We start from the raw sequence: 19,343 nt of genomic DNA on the forward strand, positions 1-19,343 counted from the left end.
TTCTAGATTCGGATGCGTTCCAGGTTCCGATATGATGGGGATATGCCGACGACGATGGGGCGCCGCGAGCGCAAGAAGGCACAGACCCGCCGGGCGTTGTCGGACGCCGCGTTGCGGCTGTTCTGCGAGCACGGGTACGACGGCGTCACCGTCGCTCAGATCGCCGACGAGGCGGACGTCTCCATCGCCACCCTGTTCGCGCACGTGCCAGACGGCAAGGAAGCGCTGATCTTCGACGACGGCACCGAACGACGCGTCTGGCTGGCCACCGCGGTCCGCGACCGGCCCCCCGGCCAGTCAGTGCTGGAAGCCCTGCACCAGTGCATGGCAGCCCGGGGACCCTTCACCAACGATCTCCCGCCCGAACTGCGGCGCAAGCGCGACCTGATCGTCAGCACACCCGCCCTGCGGGAATACTCACGCAAGCTCTGGATAGCCAGCGAGGGAGCCCTGGCTGAGGCCATCGCCACCGAGAGCGGCCGCGACCCCTCCGACATGACCGTCCGCGCTCTCGCCCGCTACGTCCTGGAGATCCCCGAACTCGCGGGCACGGAACCCGATCCCCTGGCCGCGCTGAACGCCATCTTCGACCTTCTCGAATCCGGCTGGCGCGAGTCGCCCAAAGAAGCCTGATCAAGCCCCCACCTGACCGGCTCGCTCGCCGCGCCGAAGCTAGTGGGGGTCCCACAGATCTTGTGTGTGGCGCTTTCGGCGACGGTATGGGCTCAGCGCTGTCGGGCTTCGGTCGACGGGAGTGGTGGCTGGTGCTGTGCGCCCCAGTCCCATAGTGCTTGGAGGACGGGGCCGAGGCGGTGCCCGTCTGAGGTGAGTGTGCAGTGCACCCGAGGCGGCCAACCGGGCCGGCGGCGGCGATCGAGCACACCGGCTTCTGTCAGGTGCGCCAGCCGATCGGACAGGACCTTGTCCGATAGCGCGGGCAGGGCATGGCGGAGTTCGGTGAAGGTGCGGTCGCCTTGCAGGAATTCGCGGATCACCAGGGTTGTCCAGCGGCCATGCAGCGCCGCGAGAGTGATCTCCACCGGACAGGAGGGGGTGGGTTCGGTGACGTGCGCGCGGGGGTCGTCGGGCAGACCCTGCCGGACCGGGTGACCAACCGTTTGGTGAGCCACGAGGGCGCCTCCTAGGGAGACGGCCGGAATACGCCGGAAAGACACCGCCGAGGCTGTGTGCTGCCCGGGAGCGGCGTCTGAAGTGCTGAAACTTAGGTTTCAATAGGGGTCCCAGTAGCAATGAAGAAATTTTCAACGAAGTAGCGTCTGACCTGCGATAACGCAGGAGCCGCCGACTGGCGTCTCGGTTTGATAACGGTGTTGGATTATGACGCCAAGGACAGTTCGCGGCTCGTGTACCGGCCAGGGACTACGGCCGTTGCTTCGCATCGTCGGCTCCGGCGCCCAGCTCGGTGATGCTGGAGTCGTGGTCGCGGAGCATGCGCATGACGGTGGCCGGGGAGGGGTGCCGGCCCCTCTTGGCGCCCTGGGTGATGACCAGGCGGGCGGCGATCTCGCGGAGGCTGAGGTCTTGGTCGCGCAGATGCAGTGCCATGGACAGCATGGCCTCATCGGTGACGGCGGCGCCGCCGATGGCATTGCCGTTCTTGCGGGCGGACTCGTGGCCTTCCAGGGTGCGGTCGCGGATGTATTCGCGTTCCATCCCGGACAGGGCAGCGAGCACGGTGAACACCACGCCGGACGGATCGTGGCTGCCTTGCAGTTCGCCGGTGAGGAACTCCAGGCCGACGTCGCAGGCGCGCAGCTGTTCGGCGAGCTCGGCCAGGGCCAGGCCGCGGCCGAGCCGCTTGTGCTCGTGGACGACCAGGGTGACCGCGACGCCGGAGGCGCGCATCTCCCGGGCCAGGGTGACGGCCCGCTCGAGTTCGGGGCGCCGCGTGGCGCGGGTAGAGATCTTCTCGGAGAAGATCCGGGTGACTCCGGCGGTCTGGAGGGAGTCGAGCTGGGTCTGCAGCGACTGGCGTACCGTTGAGGCGCGGGCGTAGCCGATCTTGGCGTGTCCGGACGTCCGGGTGCCGGCGGTGGGTCGGGGTAGTTCCACCCATGCGGTGCCGGGTTTGCGCAGTGCCGGGGTCGGCACGTTGAGTACCTTGGCCAGGGACGGCACGAGCCGGAACCGGGCGGTGTGGTACTGGGCGGCCACCTTGCCCCGGCCGGTGCGGCAGGGCGATCCGGCCGGGGCGACGCAGGAGGACATCGGGCAGTCGAAGGCTTCCACGCGGGAGAAGTCGTCGTCGCTCACCCACGATCGTTTCATGGATGCGTTTCAAAGCTCCAGGGATTTGAAACGACTCATGGAACATGATCGGGGCGGGAACGCCCTGGACGGCCGGACGCCGGGCCGCTGTTTCATAGGCGACCGTTTACGAAACGGCCGCGAGCCGCTCCGCGCCATCACTATCCGTGAAAGTGATTACAAAGCGCTACTTTGGGCTGGTGACCGACTCGAGCGGGGGCCTACGTGATTGACCTCCTGGACCGGGCCACGGCTTTCGTCGGATCCCGGAGAACGCGTCCTCAGCCGGCCAGGACCAGCTTGCGCACGTTGTTGGCGGCCTCCTCACGGGAGGTGTCGGCAATCGATTTGAACTGCTCCAGCGCGGGGACAGAGTGCGCGAGCGTCATCTCGACATGGACGAACTCGAGGTTGCGGTCCAGGCCGATCTGCTCCAGCAGGGCTCGCAGATAGGGCATCTGAAAGTCGTAGCACTCGCGAGGGGTGCCCGGGCCGTACGAGCCACCCCGGGCGGTCACCACGATCGTCCGCTTCCCGGTCAGCAGGCCCTCGCTCATCGGCTCCTGAATCATATGTTCCTTGACCGTAACCCGGTCGAACCACGCTTTCAGCACTGACGGGATCGAGTAGTTGTACATGGGTACACCGAGCACGATGGTGTCGGCCGCGCGGAGCTCCTTGATCAGCGGCTCGGAGACGGACCAGGCACGGCGCTGGTCCTCGTTCAGCCCCTCCTGGAGCAGCAGGCCGGCGACCACCGAAGCCTCGTCGACGTGGGGGATCGGCGAGGCGCCGAGATCCCGGTACACGTACGTGTGATCGGGGTTGGCCTGGCGCCATTCCTCGGCGAAGATCCCGGTGATCTCCCTGGTCACCGAGCCGTCCTGGCGCATGCTGCAGTCGATGTGGAGCAAGGTCGGCATGGCTGTCCCCTCATGGGTACGGCGAAGGATACGGGGTCGGAAGGTGCGGGGGACGGATCAGCGATGTGCGCGCAGTGCGGCCAGCAGCCATTCGAAGGCCGGGACCGCCGGTGGGGATGGCTGCTGGCCCTTGAGGAGGCTCAGGAGCTGCCAGTACCGCTCCACTCGGGGCTCGGCGACCATGTCCAGCCACGTGATCAGGGCGGCGGTCTCCTCTGCGGGAAGGTCGTCGGGGATGATCCGCTTCAGGATCAGGCTCGCCCTGGCCGACTCCGGCGCGATGCCGCGCGACAGAGCGTCGCCTGCGTGCTCCAAGACCAGGGGCCGGAGGTTGAGGCCGTACTCCAGGCGGTTGTTCTCCTCGCCACTGAGGACCATTCGGCGGACCGTCTGCTGGAAGCTCTCCTCGCCCGCCAACTCGGCCAGTTCCACCCACGCGTCGATCTGTTCGGAGGTCGGGTCTTCCGGGAGATCGGATGGGAGGTCACGCATCCATCCCGCGACGAGCGTGGCATCGTCATCGACGACGTCGGCGAACACGCGGTCGACGAAGTCGTCGATGACCTGCTGGCGTTCCCGTGCCGAGAGTCGGGCTAGCGCGTTGATCAAGGCGATCTCCTTGGTAGAGCTGTCACGGTGGGCGAGTATGCGCAGGACGGACCGGCGAATCTTGAGGGTGCGGATCTCGGCATCGAGCGCTTTGACGTGCAGGTCCGCCACTTCGCTCAGCATGGCGCGCTTCTCCAGCACCTGCTGAATGGCATCAAGGCCGAGCCCGAGATCGCGAAGCGTCCGGACCAGGTCCAGCCGCACGACCGACTCCGCGTCATAGAGCCGGTACCCGCCCTCCGATCTTTGGACCGGAGGGACGACGCCGCTATCGGACCAAAAGCGGATCGTGCGCGCCTGCAGCCCCGTACGCTGGGCCAACTGCCCGATCGTGTATAGACCCGTCACGTCGTTCATGGCTTGAATCTGCACCTTCCATCTGGTGGAACCTCAAGCGATTTGTCAGAAATTCTCGCCGTGGAGCAGCCGTTGACGGGGCGCGGACCGAGTACAACATCCGCCGCATCTACGGCCCCGAGAAGGAAGCCCTCGGTGCGCTAGCCATCGAGATCGAACTCACCGTTCCCGCCCCGCCCGCGCCGAGCCCACCAACCCACTGGGCCCCGCCCTCACCCGGCTTGTCTGGGGGAGGAAGGGACCCTCGCCTTTCTCAGGGACTTCAGTTCACGGGGTCAACCCCAGCTCCCGCAGTTGGGCGGGCCGCAGCGGCCGCCAGCCGCTGGTGTCGAGCTTGGCAAGTTCCGCCTCGACGTCGACGTTGATGACGCCGAAAAAGTTGATGTTGTCGCTGTGCCCGGGCGAGATGTGCGACAGGATCTCGTCGCTCACCTCCCTGCCCTGGGAGCGCAGCTCCAGCACCGCTCTGGAATAATATTCCGTCGTCCAGGCGACCACCGAGTTGGTCAGCAGGGTCAGGCACCACGCCTGCTCGGTCTGCTGCTCCAGGTACTTGGCGATCAGGCCCAGATGGTCCGAGCGGGTCTGCTCGCGCTTGCCGTACAGCCGCAGCGCCGCCGGCGCCACGCCCAGCCGCTCCGCAACCCGGGCCACGGCCGCTGGCGGTGCCGAGGCCACATCGTCGGGCACGAACCCAAGCCACGGCAGCGTGCAGAGCTGGACCAGCATGCCCAGCCGATCGACAGGGCCTCGCCCGCCGGGACTCACGAACGCCGCGTCAGCCGCTGTCGGCGTGAAATATCGGATCAACTCATCTGCGCTGATCTCCGGGAACGAGCGCAGCTGCTCCAACTGCTCCTCGGAGAACATCTTCTCTGACAACGCACCACTCCACGTGCCGTACCGGACAAAGCCGGAACGAACGTAGCGGCAGTGATCATCAGCCCGCCACAGGAGGACAACTCCTCCGTTTCCGCAGGTCAGGCGCTACTTCGTTGAAAATTTCTTCATTACTACCGGGACCCCCTCTACAGCCGCGTCGGCTTCGTCCACCACTACCGCACTCTCGCCGTCGGCGAACTGGTCGCCGTTCTTGCCGCCGCGTTCGCCCACCTGGGTCTGGATGTCCCCGACGTCACCACAACCGATGCCATTGCCGCCATCACCCGCACGACCGCAGGCAACTTCCGGCTCGTCACCCGCCTGCTGAACCAGGCCGAGCGCGTCATGAAGCTCAACGGGCTCGATCGAGTCACCGCTGAAGTCATCGATGCCGCACGGGACGCCCTCGTCATCGGCACCAACTGACTCTGCCAAATAACGTCGCTGAAACCCTGCCAATCAGCACCGCGCGTCACAGGGACGGGGCGGTGTTCAGCGTGACGAAGTTCGACCGCGATGTGCGCGTAGAGGGTATCGCCTGGGATCAAAGGACCGATCACATCCAGATCACCCATGGTAGGGCAAACCTTTCTGACCCCAGGCGCTTCCCGGACCTACTCGGTGAGCTAGTCCTTAGAGAGGATGGTCAGTTCGCTCTTGTTCATGCCGCCGTAGACCGCCGCCAGCTCGGCGTCGTCGAGTGCCCGCATGTCGTCGAGGTCCTGCATGATTGTCCTTTCAGCCGTGGATGCAGCGATGACGCGGCCATCATCGCCGAGGGAGCTGAGAAGCGACTTGTCGATCACTGGTGTCCGCGTCTCAGTACTTGACGCTGTCGGGGATCTTGAAAGCAGAGATCATCCTGTCGCGCGGTGGCCACCGGCCTTCGGGGAGGATCGGACCGGATTGTGGCGGGAGGGCTGCAACGGTGATGATCTACTGGGGGGCAGACCAAGTAAGCCGGAAAGGGCTAATAGGGCTGGTCAGGCGGTGGAGGCGGAAGCCGGGGTTTCGGCTGTGGATAGCCGTGCCCGGCGTGGGGCCGGATTGGTTTCCGCAGCGGTCTGGCTGCGCTGACCTGGTCAGACGCCGCCCCGGGAACCGGACAGAGTGAATGTTCTGTCCTGTGTGCCGACCGCCGTTGCCTCTTTCCGGCTTAACGGGACTTTTCGTTCGGATGCTCGTCATGCCCCGTGTCGCTAACCCATCCACCGATCGCCATGACGGTGGGGAGGTCTCCGCAGTCGTCGGCCACGCTGTCCCACAGTGGCTCGCCCGGGTCGGATGGGAGCAGCAGCATGAGCCGGACAAGCCGTTCCGCAGCAGGGGACATTTTCTGCACGCGCGTTCCTCCACAGAGATGAGGGGCGTAAGCCTCTAGGAGAACACAGGCTCCCGGACTGCGGATGAGACTTTTCTCCACGTCTTCCAGGGCGCCCGCCACCGCGGGCGCCTTCGATATTGCCGAGCGTGGTACGGCGGCGCGAACCCGGCGGGCCAGAACGGCGTCTATACCGTCGTGACGATCATCGCCGATGATCAGCTGAGCTGAGGGGGCCGGGATGGGCCGTGTCGAGGACAGGGCTGGGGACAGGGGGGAGGACTGGCGCCCGTTGTGCCTTCGGTGCGACGGGGGCAGGGTGGCCCCGGTGATGTACGGGTACCCGAATTTCACCGAAGCACTGGAACGGGGTGTGCAGGCCGGGCTGTTCGTTCTCGGCGGCTGCATCCCTGGCCCGGAGAAGTGGGAGTGCCTGGCGTGCCACACCAGATACCACGAGATGCCGGCGCCGGGCCAGCCGTGGGGGAAAATCGTCCAGGGGGCTCCCATGAAGATCGGCATCCTGCGCGACGGCGAGCCCGCACGCGCGCTGGTGACCGTCCGCAGGCACGAGCCGTGGACGCTGGCCTTCCAGCTTGACGAGCGCGCCCACCTCGACCAGCCACAGATCATCGCTCAGGGCAACGACCTGTTCGGGGCCCTTCAACAGCTGTGCCGGGCGGCGGACCGGCTGAAGGTCCGCCTGCTGGTGAACGGGGCCCGCCGGGACGCCTACCGCTGCCAGGTCGACGGCCCGGACACCGAGCACCTCGTGTCCTTCCTCCAACCGGGCAGACCCGCCTCGCTCACCGACACCGGCGCGATCTTCGATCCGGCCGACGCCTCGCTCATCGGCACCCCGGACGAGCAGGACCGTATCCACGCAAGCCGGTGACCAGTTTCCCGTACACATCGGCGGTGCTCGCCGTCCCTAGGGTCGAGGAACCTGCGGCTCTCCGGCCGGTCCCGGCCCGCGACGCCCAGGCCCTCGATCGGCGGTTGCCGAAAGAACCGAGCGCCCCGTCGACGAGCACCAGGAGCGGGCCGACGAGGCCGGAATTGAGGAACCTCACGCCCTGGTGCACAGCTACGGCCCTCGAATCCCCGATTCGACCCGTTAACGCTCAGTCATACGCTCCCCAGTGGGGCGCAAGTCCCGGTCCGTAGCGTGCCGCCATGAGTTCGAATTCACGGACGTCGTCCGCCGGCGTCCTTTTCCTCCTGGGGGTTCTGGCCATTGCAGTCGCCCTGGTGGGTGCCGCTGGGCACTACGTGTTCCTCAATCAGCCGGTCGTGCTGACCGGGGTGGCGGCGCTCCTGATCGCCGGTGCTGGGTGGCTCCGTTTCGGCAAGGGTTATCTTGTGCCCGCGGTCGTGCTCGCGATGGTCTGGGTGGTTGTGTCAGCGCGCTTCGCCCTGCCTTCCCGCGGCACCGATGAGGTGATCCCCGGCCCGGCCGGCACGGGCCTGACGATGAGGGTCGAGTACGGAAAATGGGACTGGTTCTCAGAGTGGATCCTCGTGGTCCGGAAGGACGCCGGATTGCTGACACGCCAGTGGGACGTGGGGTGCAGCGGGCGGCGTTGGGCCGACATCCCCGAAGTGACCTGGACCGATCCCGCGCGCCCGCGCCTGAACGACCGGGTGCTCGTCTTGAACCCCGAGACTGGTCGGCCGCACAAGTCGGCCAGCTCTTTCGATTTCTGCTGATGTCTAGTCGACCAGTTGCCGAATTGTTCTTGTAGGGGTCAAGGGCGGCCCTGCGACCGCGCGGCCCTCCGCGCGGTCCGGCGGCGCCGGCCGGGCATGCGGCCTGGAGGCCGGTCCCGGCCGCCGCCGCCACGCGCGCTCGGTCCCGCTCACCGAGGCCGCCCAACCCAGCAACGTCAGAGCGACAGCATTCCGCGGTAGTGCCAGATCCAGGGATCGGCGTCCTGGAGCGGCTCGTACACCGCCTGGCGCTCCTCACCGGGGACGACCATGCACGCCCCGGTCTCCAACGCCTCGTCCGCCAGCACCATCGGCCCGGGTACCGTCGCCCCGTCCAAGGGGCCACCCAGCAAGGTCACCTCTCGCATGGCCCCGACCCTGACTCGCGGGCCCCGGCCGTGTCCCCGACTTCGGGGGATCGTGGCGAGGCCGTGACGATCGCCCGTCCGGGCCGGGGCCGTAGATGGTCGGGGCGATCGACTGCCGCGGCCCTCCTTCGTCGGGCCTTGCCACCGGGAACAACACGCCAACGTGCTGGCATGCCAGCGTGTCAGCACGCTCACATGCTGACGTGCTGACGTGTTCCTGGCATCCTGGCACCCATGACACAGCAACCTCGCCGCGTGGTCGTCGGCAATCACAAAGGCGGGGCAGGGAAGACCGCCTACACCGTGAACACCGCCGCAGCCGCCGCGACCCTCGGCCGCCGCGTCCTGGTAGTCGACCTCGACCCCCAGGCCAATGCCTCCCGTCGACTGGGGTTCCGCTGGGATCCCTCCGAGCCCGTACCCACGATCTCCGAGGCGATCAAAGCTGATGCCCCAGGGGTCGCGGCCGACGCCATCTACCCCTGCCAGTGGGAACAGGAGATCGGCGAGCGCATCGACCTCATCCCGGCCCGGTTCGACCTGGAAAACAGGGTCTCCGAAGCTGGCGTCATCGGCGCTGTCTTCCGACTGCGCAAAGCCCTTGAAGGCGTCGACGACGACTACGACTTGGTTCTCCTGGACTGTCCTCCCAGCCTTGGCCACCTCACCCAGCTCGCTCTGGCCGCCGCGCACGCCGTGGTTTGTACGGTCGAACCGGAATACGACAGCGTGGAGGGCGCGGTCCGTCTCCGCGACTTCATCGCCGATCGAGCCGGCGACCTGGGCGTGCCCGGCCTGCCGATCCTTGGGTACGTCGTCTCACGGGTGCGCGCGACCGTGGGCGCCCATGCCTTCCAGCTCGACGGACTCCCCGACCTGTTCGGCGCCGATCGGATATGGACTCCTCATGTTCCCGAGCGGGCTCCCATCAAGGACGCCGCCGACGCGGCCGTTCCCCTGCGGTCGCTGGGCCGTAGCAACGCGTCCGAGATGGCGTTCCTCTACGAGATGCTCGCCGAGCGATTGTTCGTCGCACTCGACAAGGCGGCCGCATGACTTCGTCCACGCCTGCTCGCTCGACTCCTCGTTCTCGGCCTGGACAGACGTCCACGATGCGCCTGACGGCTGAGGTTGAGCCGATCCGCACAGGACCCCAGCCGGAGGACCCGCCGGTTGAGCCTGCCAGCACGCCAGCACGCCAGCAGGCCAGCCCGTCAGAGAACTGGGTCAACTTCTCCACCTACCTGCCAGCACCGGTACGCCGGGAGCTTCGGGCACGCTGTGCTCTGCTGGATATTGAACAGCGGCAGGCCGTTACCGACGCCGTGCTCGCTTGGCTGGCCGAACACCCCGCCGAGCAGGGATGACACGCCAGCATGCCAACGTGCTGGCATGCTGAGAAACGGAAGCGGGCCCGGAGGATGATCCTTCGGGCCCGCTTCCGTTCGGGGGTGCTACGCGGCTACCTCTTCTTCGAGTGGTCGTGGTTGATCGGGCTGGAGCTGACCGCCCCGCACGAGCAGGAGTAGGTGAGCCTGGTCGGGGTGGAGTTGGCGCCTGCCGGCCACTGGTTGCCGCGCTGTGTCATCCTGGGACTTCCCTTCTGGGACGTCAGGGGCCACTTCGTTGGTAGCGGGAGGCCCCTGATGTATTTGTGGCGAGCGTCCGGGTGGGCGCTCCGGGCCGCCCCCGGCCGGGATTCCGGGGGCGACGCGCAACGACCGCGCGAGGCTCAGCGCTGGATCACGGGCTTGTCGACGTCGCGGTGGGTCAGAGCGACGGCGACGCCGAGGCCGATCCCCAGAACGGTCAAGTCGGCGGCGATGGCGCGGGCCATAGCAACTGAGCGGTGTCTGCCTCCCACGCACCCGCACCCGACGGTGACCGGGCCGCCGGTCGCGGCCAGCAGGTCCAGAACACACGCCACGGTGTGCCGGATGACGGGCGCGACGCCGGGGGTGGCCATCACGTGGTCGTACACCGCCCGGTCCAGGCCGGTCCGCTCGCGCATGCCCGGGTTGGCGTGCGGGTTGCGAAACAGCCGGCGCGCATCGAGCGTGATGTCGGCATCAGGGGCGGCGCCGGGGTGGTCGTAGCCGAACGAGGTCACGGTGATGAGCGGCATGCGGTCTCCTCAGTGGTGACGGTGGGTGATGGGCGGGGCGGGGTGCGTCGGCCGGTGGGAGCGGCGCCGGCGGGGCCGGGTGTAGGAGGTGTAGGAGTCGGGCGGGAAGGGGGGTCTCGGGCCCTCAGAGGCGGGATCCGGGGGGGGTTCCCGAGGGTCTAACACCCTCCAACACCGGAGCGTTTTCCCTGCTCAAGCGGGTGTTGGACTCCGGCGTCGGAGGGTGTTGGAGTGTTGGGGTCCAACATGGGAGTCCAACACCCCGCCGGACGACCCTCAGGGAGCCTCGGCGGCCGGGGAAGGCTCCCCGCGGCCGATACGCTCCGCAGCCTTCTGAATGTCGGCCAGGGCGTAGCCGCGGCGCGGCTTGCCGCCCCGGTTGAACGGTGTGGGCATCGGCGTGATGCCCAGCGGGCGCAGCAGATCGGCCAGGGCCACCGCGTCGCCCTTGCCCTCGGCGGTGTGGATGCCCAGCGCGTCGGCCAGGGTCTCCGAGTGCATCCGGTCATCGCGCGCCTGGGCGAAGGCGTCCAGGACACGGGCCACGATCTCCGGGAGCGGCCGGGCCGGTGCGGCCGGGGTCACGGGGTGCATCTGCTCGGCGCGCAGGGTGCCCCGGCGGGGCAGCGCCCAGTCGGCCGCGCTCGCGGCCGCGACGGCCGAGCGGGCCGACGGCAGCGGGGCGGCCCACTTGCTGGCATCGGAGGTGGCGCCGCCGGGCAGCACCGTCAGGCGGCGCGGCCCCGCCGGGGGAGCAGGCTGCGGAGCGGACGCCTGCCCCTCCTCCAGCTCGTCGTGGTCCCGAACGTTGTGGACGTTGTGGGGAGACGGCCGGAATACGCCGGAAAGACACCGCCGAGGCTGTGTGCTGCCCGGGAGCGGCGTCTGAAGTGCTGAAACTTAGGTTTCAATAGGTGCATGGCCTCCTCGCCGCGTAAGCCGTTGACCGCAGGTCCCGTCCGGACTGCCCTGCGCCGCTTCTTGCGCGAGCGGGCGGCCGAGAGACCCGCGCTTTCCCCGATGATCCGGTCCTGGCCCGGCTTGCCGCTGCCCGCTGGCTCGCCGCCGAACTGAACCTTGTCACCCGTGAGCTCGTGGTGACCGCCCGACAGGGCGAGCGCCGCTACTCCTGGCGGCAGATCGGCGAGGCGATGGGCACCTCCGGCCAGGCCTCCGGTAAATGGGCGCGATCGCACGGTCTTCCCGTCGAGGAACCCGCCGCCGGCCACGCCGTTGAGGAGGGGCGGGCGCTCGTCGCCGCGCTCCATACCCGTCGTCACCTCGGACGGCCCCCTGGTATGGCAGAAAGGGGCCGCGGAGGTGTGATCGGCTGAGGCGTCTTCGGGTGTTCGTCTAACGAACGTTTGACGAACGAGAACCGCACGCACCGCCGCATCGGGACCGCCGCGTGCCGTGTCCGATTCGGGTGTTCGTTTTCCCGTTCATCTTGGATCGTCTTCTGCTACCGTTCAGATACGTCGCACGAGACGTTTGATGAACGGAGGTGCCGACTCGATGGCACTCATCGGCCTGGTCCGGGTCAGCACTGACAAGCAGAAGACCCAGCGGCAGCACGACGCCCTCGATCCGATCTGCCTGAAGGTCATCGAGGAGAAGACCAGCGGCAAGCTCGCCACCGCCGACCGGCCCGACCTCCTCACCGCGCTGTCCTACATCCGCGAGGGCGACCTGCTGACGGTTCAGGAGGTCGACCGGCTCGGCCGCAACCTCCTCGAAGGACTGATCGTCCTCAACGACCTGTTCCAGCAGGGTGTCGGCGTCAAAGTCTTGGAAGGCATCGCGGCCGGCGAGCACACCGAACGCTCCTTCCTGCTCGACTTGGCGCTCGCGCTGGCTGAGGACCGGCGCCGCGACATCGTGCGCAAGACCCTCAACGGGCTGGAGGCCGCCCGCAAGCAAGGCAAGGTCGGCGGCCGCCGCCCCGTTGTCGACGACGACAAACTCGCCGCGATCCTCGACCGCCGTCGGCGTGGGGAATCCATCCGCACCATCGCCGCCGGGGTGAAGGTCTCCGTCGGCGTCGTCCACAAGACCCTCGCCGAGGCGAAGGCAGCCACCGATCAGGGAGCACCCCATGAGCAGTGACGACGGCCGTCCGTCCTCCCCGGAGGACAAGCCGCTGCCGCTCGCGATGCGCCGCGAGGGCGGCGCGGAGCCGTGGCCCGGCTACCACGACGACCCGGAGATGCAGTTCGCGCTGGTCGACTCGATCGTCGGCAAGACCGGCCAGTCCATCGGCAACGCCGGAGAGCTCGCCGACCTGCTGGCCGCGCTGCCCCGCGACATGAGCGTCCACCTGGACCCTGTCGAATGGGCCGCCGGGCCCGCCCCGTGGGGCACGGCCACGATCATCGCCCGCCGGATCATGCTGACCGAGCGGCACCCCGAACCGGCGGGCGACGCCTCCCCCGAAGGATGGGAGGGGTGGGTGCCCGGAATCGAGCTGCAAACGGTGTTCTTGGCCGAGGACCTGCCCGACGACCACGTGCCCGACAAGGACGAGATACGGCCCGCCGGGACCTACGACCAAGCCGCCGATGCCCTGGACCACAACCGTCTCAACGACGCACTGCGCGGCGTCGCCGGTGTGCTCAACGCACTGTCCGAGCGGATCGAGAACGAGGTCGCCGGATTGGCCTCCGGGGAGGATCGGACCGGATTTTGGCGGTAGGGCTGAAGCGGCGATGATCTACTGGGTCAGCGGGTCGGCCACAACCTCACGCTCTGGTCGGTGCTGCCGGTGGCGAGGGTTTCGCCGTCCGGGCTGAAGGCCACCGAGTAGACATCGCCGGTGTGGCCGGTGAGGGTGGCGACGGTGCGGCGGCCGGCCACGTCCCACAACCTCACGCTGCAGTCGAGGCTGCCGGTGGCGAGGGTTGTGCCCTCCGGACTGAAGGCCACCGAGTAGATGCCGCCGGTGTGGCCGGTGAGGGTGGCCACGGTTTCGCGGCCGGCCACGTCCCACAACCGCACCGTGCCGTCGAAGCTGCCGGTGGCGAGGGTTGTGCCCTCCGGACTGAAGGCCACCGAGCGGATAGCGCCAGCGTGGCCGGTGAGGGTGGCGACGGTGTTGCGGCCGGCCACGTCCCACAACCGCACCGTCTCGTCGTGGCTGCCGGTGGCGAGGGTTTTGCCGTCCGGGCTGAAGGCCACCGAGGGGACGCTTTCGGTGTGGCCGGTGAGGGTGGCAACGATGCGGCGGCCGGCCACATCCCACAACCTCACCGTGCTGTCGAAGCCGCCGGTGGCGAGGGTTGTGCCCTCCGGGCTGAAGGCCACCGAGTAGATGCCGCCGGTGTGGCCGGTGAGGGTGGCCACGGTGTTGCGGCCGGCCACGTCCCACAACCTCACGTTGTCGTCGACGGTGTTGGTGGCGAGGGTTGTGCCGTCCGGGCTGAAGGCCATCGAGATGATTTCGTCGGTGTGGCCGGTGAGGGTGGCGACGGTGTTGCGGCCGGCCACGTCCCACAACCTCACGCTCTCGTCGCGGCCACCGGTGGCGAGGGTTTCGCCGTCCGGGCTGAAGGCCATCGAGAAGACGCTGCCGGTGTGCCCGGTGAGGGTGGCGCTCGGTGTGGGGTTGGTGGCGTTTAGTGTGGGGGCGGGGGTGCGGGTGAGGGCGATTGTGGTCGGCACGCCGATGGCGGTCAGGGCGCCGAGCCCGCCCAGGAGCAGGGTGCGGCGAGATAGTGATCGGCGCTGCCGCGAAGGGGTCGTAGTCACCCCCGTAGCTGTAGAAGATCACGCTTGAGATCGGCTTGGAGGTGCCTGCATCCCCTGCCGCTCCCCCGGGCCGGGCGGCTCGCCGACGGCGGCTGCTTGTCGGCATGGCCGCGACGGGCACACCCCTCGCGCATGCGCGTAGGGGGGCGCATACGTCGCGAAACCCTTCGGAGATCAGGCTCTGCTGGGTACCGTCGTCCTCATGACCACCCCATCCCCTCGGCCTGGCCTACCCACGAGCCGCGATCAGCCGCAAGCCCCGGCGATCCGGCACGTGAGGCGCTCAGCGTCACGGCAGTGCTCCCAGGAACGGCAAGGTGGCGCCAGGGCAAGGCACAGCATCAGCCGACCAGGGCGAAATCGTCGGCGACTCGTGGAACGCTCAGGCGATGTCGGGATTCACACGTGACACCAAGCGCTACGGCGACAAGCTCGTGTACGAGGCACTCGGCTCAAAGTGGCGCCGCTACCATGACACCCACTGCGGGTGCGGCCTGAATTGGGTCACCGAGCACGCCGAACCGGCCGGATTCACCGTGGTGCGCTCCGGCACCGGCTGGGTCGCCCTGACCGGCCCGGGCCTGACCGAGGACGTCGACGAATCCGCGCTGACCACCGACGCCCTCTGGAAGGCCGTCACCGGCAAACCCGGCATGGGCTGGGTCGAGTCGGTGAAGATCGCCGACCGTGCCCAGGCCGCATCTGAAGGTCACAAAGTGAGCGGTGCCGACGCTGCGGCACGTCGCGAACGTCCGACCAAAGCTGCGCCGGAGCCGGCCACCGACAAGCAACTGAAGTACCTCACCACCCTGGTCGGCAAGGTCGGGCGCGAGCGATTCGATACCGCGTTCAACACGGTGGTCCACGGGACCGACATCGCGCCGCGCAGAGCCGATGAGAAGACCGGTCAGGCACTGCGGCGTTTGACCAAGGCGGCAGCACGCAAACTGATCACCACCCTGGTCGGGCCCTAATCCCCCTCGCCCCGGCAACGCCCCAGCCCCGACCACAGCAACGAGAGCCATACCCACGGAACGGCCCCTGACCTGCGGTCTGCCCCTTTCTGGCTTACTTGGTCTGTCCCCCATCGACGCCATGACCCAACTGGCGCTGCGCCTGGTCGCCCTCGCCGATCCCGTCGAAGCCGCCGCCAACGAGGACTGATGACCGAGCTCACCAGCACCAAGCCCCGAGGCCGGGACGGAGGCGCGCTGATCGGCGCCGTTCAGGTACTTGGCGCGAACAGTACGCGGGGTTCGAGGTCGAGCCGGGTGGTGGGGATCTGGGCGGGTGGGGTGAGGTTGAGGGTCCAGTTGCCGAAGCGGCGGATGGTGTGGGTGATGTAGGGCGAGATGGTGGCCAGGTCGTCGGTGTCGACGGGGGGGCCTTCGGCGGCGATGGCGTTGGCGGCGTCGGTAATGTCGCAGGCGGTAGAGTAGATGACGCAGTTGGCGATCAGCTCATTGAACTTCACCACCTTCTCCTGGTGGTCGGGGTCGTTGTGACCGATGAGCTTGCCGCCGAACATCAGCCAGTCGGCGAAGCCGTGGAAGGCTTCGTTGCGGTTGGTGACCTGGGTGATCTGCTCGCGCAGGGCGGGTTCGGACAGGTAACGCAGCAGGGTGATGGTGCGGATCGCGCGGCCGAGTTCGCGGAAGGCGCGGTAGAGGCGGTTCTTGCGGGAGTGGTTGCCTAGGCGGCGCAGCAACGTCACCGACGACAGCTTGTTCTCCCGGATCGAGATCGCGGTGCGCAGCAGGTCGGTCCAGTGCGTCTCGATCAGGCGCCAGTCGATCGCCTCGTCGCCGAACAGCGAGTCGATGTGGGCGTAGCGGGTGCTGGCGTCCGGGCGGTAGAAGACCAGGTCGTGCCAGTTGCGGATGCGCGGCAACAGGTCGAAGCCCAGCAGCGCGCCGAGACCGAAGACCGGCAGCGCCTGGCCTTGGGTGTCGGCGTGGATGGTGTCGGGCTGGATCTCGGAGGTGTTCTTCAGCAGCCCGTCGATGATGTAGACCGCCTCCCACACCCCGCACGAGATGAACCGGGAGAACAGCGCGACGTAGGTGTTGGAGACGTGCCGGTAGGCGATCCCGCCATACCCGCCGTAGCGGATGGAAGTCTCGGCCAGCAGGTTGTTCTCCCAGGTGTCGATCTGGGAGCCGTCGGCGGCGACCGTCTTGCCGTCGCCCCACACGCTGGCCACGTCCAGCTTGCTGAAGGCGTTGATGACGTCCACCGACGCCTTGTCGACCTTGGTGGCGTTGGTGTGCTTGTTGCCCGCCAGTGACAGCTCGTGCACGCTGACCAGGCCGCGCATGTGCGCGGCGACCTGGGTCGGGCCCAGCAGGGTGCCGTGCGCGAACGCGGTCAGCACGTACCGGGCCATCGCGTCGCGGATCTTGGGGTCCGAGCCGGACGCGGGCCCGAAGTGGCGGTGCCATTTCAGCAGGTAGGCGGTGCGGGTGAGGATGTCCAGCAGCGCCCGCTGCGGCAGCCGGTCGTGGATCGCGGCCTCCAGCGCCAGCGCCGAGGGCCGCCGTTCGGCGCCCTTGCAGCGGCGCAGCACAGGCCGTCCGCCTTCCAGCAGCAGGTCGGTGTTGGCCGGGTACCCGGCGTCGACCGCCGCGGCGACGGCGGCGAGCTTGTCGCGGTAGTGCGCGGTCAGCGCCGACGCGGTGGCCGGGATGCCCGCCTGGGCGCAGAACGCCGGCACCAGCGGGCGGCACTCCTCCCACGACATCAACTGGTCGTGCAGGTTGGCGTAGGAGTCCGACCCGGCCACCGCGATGTCGCCCGAGCGCAGCTCGGCCGCCAGGTAGGAGAACACGCACACCTCCAGGTGGCGGCGCACCAGCATCCCGGGACGGTTCTTGTCCCGAAGGATCTTGCGCCACTGCCCCGAGGCGAACGCGTCCACGTCGATCCGCAGCCGCACCTCGACCGGCTCCCCGGCGGGACCAGGCCGCTCCACGGTGATCTCCTCCGGTACGAACGCGGCCTTGGCGCCGCGCAGCTCCAGCAGGAACTCCACCGCCTCCAGCACGCTGCGCTCGGCGGTGGTGGCCTCCAACTCGATCGCCTCGGCCAGGGTGAACAGCGCCGGACGGTGCGAGCGGTAGTGCTGGTCCAACAGCGGCAGGTAGTTGTTGCCGTGGTGCGCCGAGACCGCCTCGTGCGCGCTGGCCAGCGTGTCCACACCACCGGACTGCTCCAGGGTCTTCAGCACCAGCCGTCCGGCCCGCTCAGCCACATCCCGCACCGTCGGCGTCGCGACCACCACCGGGGCCACGGCGTCCGGCGCGACGGTGCCGCCATCGCCTGTCGGGGCGGTGGCCGGGGTCATGGCCTCCTGCACCACCGACAGCACCTCACCGAACACCCCCAGCAACCGCTCGGACTCGGCCCGGTGCGCCTCCCGCAACGCCTCCAGATGCTCGCGGCCCTTCTTGTGGATGGCCGCGATCCGCTTGCAGAACATCGTCACCACGTCGTCGCGGACCCCGGTCGCGGCCGTGTGCACGAAGCTGGCCAGCAACGTCAACTGCTTGTCGGTACCCACCTTGCGCATGTCGGCGACGTCGGTGACGTGCGCCTCCCCTGCGAAGTGCCCGACCTTCCCCGGCGGCACGCCCTCCAGCCAGACCCGGGTCGGCCCGATCGCCTCGATGTCGGCCAGCAGCGCCAGCCGCTGTTTGAACTTGCTCAGCGACGCGGCCTTGGCCACGTCCTTCAGCCGGTCGAACTCGCTGCGCCGAGTCACCGGGTCCACCACCAGCAACCGGGCCAGCCGCGCCCGCGCGGCCGCGTCCAGCCGTCCCGCCACGGTCTGGAAGAACCCGGTGTTCACCTCGGTGCGGATCGACGCGGCCATCGCGTCCAGTGTGGTGTAACCCGGCAGCTCACACCGCTGCCGGATCAGCTCCTCCAGCGCCACGTTGATCAGGTCGGCCGGGTCGTCCTTGGACTGCACCGCCTCGCGGATCGCTTCCTCGGCGATCCGCCGGACCCGGGGCGCGTCGTACACCACGCCCAACCGCTCGCGGACGAACGCGCGATGTCGACTGGCCGACATCGGCGCCGCCCGCCGCAGCTCCACCTCTTCGGCCAGCCCCAGCGCGCCACGCATATGCCCGACCACCGCCGCCGGAACGTCCTCGACCTTCGGGAAGTACCCGAGCCGCTGGTAGGACTTCAGCCACACCACCAGCGCCAGCAGATGGTGCTCATCCTGGGTCCGGCCACGAGCCCACGCGACCTCGGCCTCAGTCGGCGTGAACGCCTCCGCCAACTCCCGCGCCGACACCACCCCGGCGAACCCCGGATATGCCGTCCGATCGACCGAGGTCACCCGAATCCCCCAAGACCGCCACCAACACGACGACGATCACCCTAACGACCGGCCTTCAGGCCCCGCGGTGTCTTTCCGGCGTATTCCGGCCGTCCCCCTCCTAGCGTTGCCGCGTCTGACTGATTTCTACCTCATGGAAGGACATGCATCGATGATGCGGCAGCTTGCTGAACGTCCCGAGGACGTGCCCATGGTGTTCGCCGAGCGATTCAACACCGGTGACGTGGAGGCGGTGGCGGAAGTTTATGAGGGCGGGGCGATGTTCGTCCCCGAACCGGGCTCACCGCTGACCGGGCAGGAGGTCCACGCCGCCAATGAACGATTCTTGGATCTCGGACTGCCGATCACCGTTCGGCCGCGGCACGTATACACCACGGGCGACATCGCCTTGCTGATCGTCGACTGGCTCATCGACGGCACGGACCGCGATGGCCGGCCTGTCCACATCGAGGGCACCGCCACCGATGTCGCCCGACGCGGGCAAGATGGGCGCTGGCGGTACGCCATCGACAACCCTTTCGGCGTGCAACCAGGAGTCGACGGCCAAACACCCCCTCCGTAGCCCGTCCCAGGTGCCGTCCATCGACCAGCGGCGATGCCGCTGGATGACGCGAGCGGGCCCGCCTGCGTCACGCACCGTACGGGCGCCTTGTAGCGCCTGCGCGGTGCGTTGACGGCACGGCGGCCT

General features: G+C 68.3%; 22 protein-coding genes. 10 read left to right on the forward strand and 12 right to left on the reverse strand.

Annotated features, from left to right (window positions below):
- Positions 1-42 precede the first annotated feature (42 nt).
- Positions 43-633 carry a TetR/AcrR family transcriptional regulator gene (locus ACWD3H_RS14355; RefSeq protein WP_451955257.1) on the forward strand — a complete coding sequence of 197 codons (591 nt, stop codon included), beginning with the start codon at positions 43-45 and terminating at the stop codon, positions 631-633.
- Positions 634-725: 92 nt separating this feature from the next.
- On the opposite strand, the gene ACWD3H_RS14360 is transcribed toward ACWD3H_RS14355, so the two are convergent.
- The 7 genes from ACWD3H_RS14360 to ACWD3H_RS14390 form a co-directional block, all read right to left on the reverse strand.
- Positions 726-1,130, reverse strand: coding sequence for a winged helix-turn-helix transcriptional regulator (locus ACWD3H_RS14360; RefSeq protein ID WP_451955258.1), 405 nt, complete (start codon positions 1,128-1,130; stop codon positions 726-728).
- Between the two features lie 250 nt (positions 1,131-1,380).
- Positions 1,381-2,289, reverse strand: a complete 909-nt coding sequence (locus tag ACWD3H_RS14365; RefSeq protein ID WP_451955259.1) for a recombinase family protein — start codon at positions 2,287-2,289, stop codon at positions 1,381-1,383.
- 260 nt (positions 2,290-2,549) lie between these two features.
- A complete protein-coding gene (locus ACWD3H_RS14370; RefSeq protein WP_451955260.1) occupies positions 2,550-3,191 on the reverse strand; it encodes an FMN-dependent NADH-azoreductase in 642 nt (213 codons plus the stop codon).
- 57 nt (positions 3,192-3,248) lie between these two features.
- A complete protein-coding gene (locus ACWD3H_RS14375) occupies positions 3,249-4,157 on the reverse strand; it encodes a MerR family transcriptional regulator (RefSeq protein WP_451955261.1) in 909 nt (302 codons plus the stop codon).
- A gap of 267 nt (positions 4,158-4,424) precedes the next feature.
- Positions 4,425-5,039 carry a DUF4158 domain-containing protein gene (locus tag ACWD3H_RS14380; RefSeq protein ID WP_451955262.1) on the reverse strand — a complete coding sequence of 205 codons (615 nt, stop codon included), beginning with the start codon at positions 5,037-5,039 and terminating at the stop codon, positions 4,425-4,427.
- 105 nt (positions 5,040-5,144) lie between these two features.
- The gene (locus ACWD3H_RS14385) at positions 5,145-5,474 is read right to left on the reverse strand and encodes a hypothetical protein (protein WP_451955263.1); all 330 of its coding nucleotides are present in this window, start codon (positions 5,472-5,474) and stop codon (positions 5,145-5,147) included.
- Between the two features lie 191 nt (positions 5,475-5,665).
- A complete protein-coding gene (locus ACWD3H_RS14390) occupies positions 5,666-5,845 on the reverse strand; it encodes a hypothetical protein (protein ID WP_451955264.1) in 180 nt (59 codons plus the stop codon).
- An 846-nt stretch (positions 5,846-6,691) separates the two neighbouring features.
- Here ACWD3H_RS14390 and ACWD3H_RS14395 point away from each other — a divergent pair.
- Together ACWD3H_RS14395 and ACWD3H_RS14400 are read left to right on the forward strand one after the other, a co-directional pair.
- Positions 6,692-7,255, forward strand: a complete 564-nt coding sequence (locus ACWD3H_RS14395) for a hypothetical protein (RefSeq protein ID WP_451955265.1) — start codon at positions 6,692-6,694, stop codon at positions 7,253-7,255.
- Positions 7,256-7,536: 281 nt separating this feature from the next.
- Positions 7,537-8,070: a hypothetical protein gene (locus tag ACWD3H_RS14400; protein WP_451955266.1), complete on the forward strand. Its 534-nt coding sequence runs from the start codon at positions 7,537-7,539 to the stop codon at positions 8,068-8,070.
- Between the two features lie 176 nt (positions 8,071-8,246).
- On the opposite strand, the gene ACWD3H_RS14405 is transcribed toward ACWD3H_RS14400, so the two are convergent.
- Positions 8,247-8,438: a hypothetical protein gene (locus ACWD3H_RS14405; RefSeq protein ID WP_451955267.1), complete on the reverse strand. Its 192-nt coding sequence runs from the start codon at positions 8,436-8,438 to the stop codon at positions 8,247-8,249.
- 234 nt (positions 8,439-8,672) lie between these two features.
- Between ACWD3H_RS14405 and ACWD3H_RS14410 the strand changes: the two genes are divergently transcribed.
- Together ACWD3H_RS14410 and ACWD3H_RS14415 are read left to right on the forward strand one after the other, a co-directional pair.
- Positions 8,673-9,494 carry a ParA family protein gene (locus ACWD3H_RS14410; protein ID WP_451955268.1) on the forward strand — a complete coding sequence of 274 codons (822 nt, stop codon included), beginning with the start codon at positions 8,673-8,675 and terminating at the stop codon, positions 9,492-9,494.
- 56 nt (positions 9,495-9,550) lie between these two features.
- Positions 9,551-9,805: a hypothetical protein gene (locus tag ACWD3H_RS14415; protein ID WP_451955269.1), complete on the forward strand. Its 255-nt coding sequence runs from the start codon at positions 9,551-9,553 to the stop codon at positions 9,803-9,805.
- A gap of 365 nt (positions 9,806-10,170) precedes the next feature.
- Here ACWD3H_RS14415 and ACWD3H_RS14420 read toward each other — a convergent pair whose 3' ends face one another.
- Together ACWD3H_RS14420 and ACWD3H_RS14425 are read right to left on the reverse strand one after the other, a co-directional pair.
- Positions 10,171-10,563 carry a RapZ C-terminal domain-containing protein gene (locus ACWD3H_RS14420; protein ID WP_451955270.1) on the reverse strand — a complete coding sequence of 131 codons (393 nt, stop codon included), beginning with the start codon at positions 10,561-10,563 and terminating at the stop codon, positions 10,171-10,173.
- Between the two features lie 276 nt (positions 10,564-10,839).
- On the reverse strand, positions 10,840-11,289 hold the full coding sequence (locus tag ACWD3H_RS14425; protein WP_451955271.1) for a hypothetical protein: 450 nt from the start codon (positions 11,287-11,289) through the stop codon (positions 10,840-10,842).
- 371 nt (positions 11,290-11,660) lie between these two features.
- Here ACWD3H_RS14425 and ACWD3H_RS14430 point away from each other — a divergent pair, with 371 nt between their 5' ends.
- The 3 genes from ACWD3H_RS14430 to ACWD3H_RS14440 all read left to right on the forward strand — a co-directional run bounded on the left by ACWD3H_RS14430 (position 11,661) and on the right by ACWD3H_RS14440 (position 13,255).
- Complete coding sequence (locus tag ACWD3H_RS14430) at positions 11,661-11,897, forward strand: hypothetical protein (RefSeq protein ID WP_451955272.1); 237 nt, start codon at positions 11,661-11,663, stop codon at positions 11,895-11,897.
- 181 nt (positions 11,898-12,078) lie between these two features.
- Positions 12,079-12,669 (forward strand): recombinase family protein, encoded by a 591-nt coding sequence (locus tag ACWD3H_RS14435; protein ID WP_451955273.1) that lies wholly within the window; start codon positions 12,079-12,081, stop codon positions 12,667-12,669.
- Positions 12,659-13,255 carry a hypothetical protein gene (locus tag ACWD3H_RS14440; protein ID WP_451955274.1) on the forward strand — a complete coding sequence of 199 codons (597 nt, stop codon included), beginning with the start codon at positions 12,659-12,661 and terminating at the stop codon, positions 13,253-13,255. The genes ACWD3H_RS14435 and ACWD3H_RS14440 overlap by 11 nt, the downstream gene beginning before the upstream one ends.
- A 26-nt stretch (positions 13,256-13,281) precedes the next feature.
- On the opposite strand, the gene ACWD3H_RS14445 is transcribed toward ACWD3H_RS14440, so the two are convergent.
- Positions 13,282-14,307, reverse strand: coding sequence for a WD40 repeat domain-containing protein (locus tag ACWD3H_RS14445; protein WP_451955275.1), 1,026 nt, complete (start codon positions 14,305-14,307; stop codon positions 13,282-13,284).
- A 317-nt stretch (positions 14,308-14,624) separates the two neighbouring features.
- Here ACWD3H_RS14445 and ACWD3H_RS14450 point away from each other — a divergent pair, with 317 nt between their 5' ends.
- The gene (locus tag ACWD3H_RS14450) at positions 14,625-15,281 is read left to right on the forward strand and encodes a hypothetical protein (protein ID WP_451955276.1); all 657 of its coding nucleotides are present in this window, start codon (positions 14,625-14,627) and stop codon (positions 15,279-15,281) included.
- Between the two features lie 251 nt (positions 15,282-15,532).
- Here the strand turns inward: ACWD3H_RS14450 and ACWD3H_RS14455 are convergent, their stop codons facing one another.
- The gene (locus tag ACWD3H_RS14455) at positions 15,533-18,655 is read right to left on the reverse strand and encodes a Tn3 family transposase (RefSeq protein WP_451955277.1); all 3,123 of its coding nucleotides are present in this window, start codon (positions 18,653-18,655) and stop codon (positions 15,533-15,535) included.
- 151 nt (positions 18,656-18,806) lie between these two features.
- Between ACWD3H_RS14455 and ACWD3H_RS14460 the strand changes: the two genes are divergently transcribed.
- Positions 18,807-19,217 (forward strand): YybH family protein, encoded by a 411-nt coding sequence (locus tag ACWD3H_RS14460; RefSeq protein ID WP_451955278.1) that lies wholly within the window; start codon positions 18,807-18,809, stop codon positions 19,215-19,217.
- Positions 19,218-19,343 lie beyond the last annotated feature (126 nt).

The organism is Streptosporangium sp. NPDC002607, assembly GCF_053592655.1.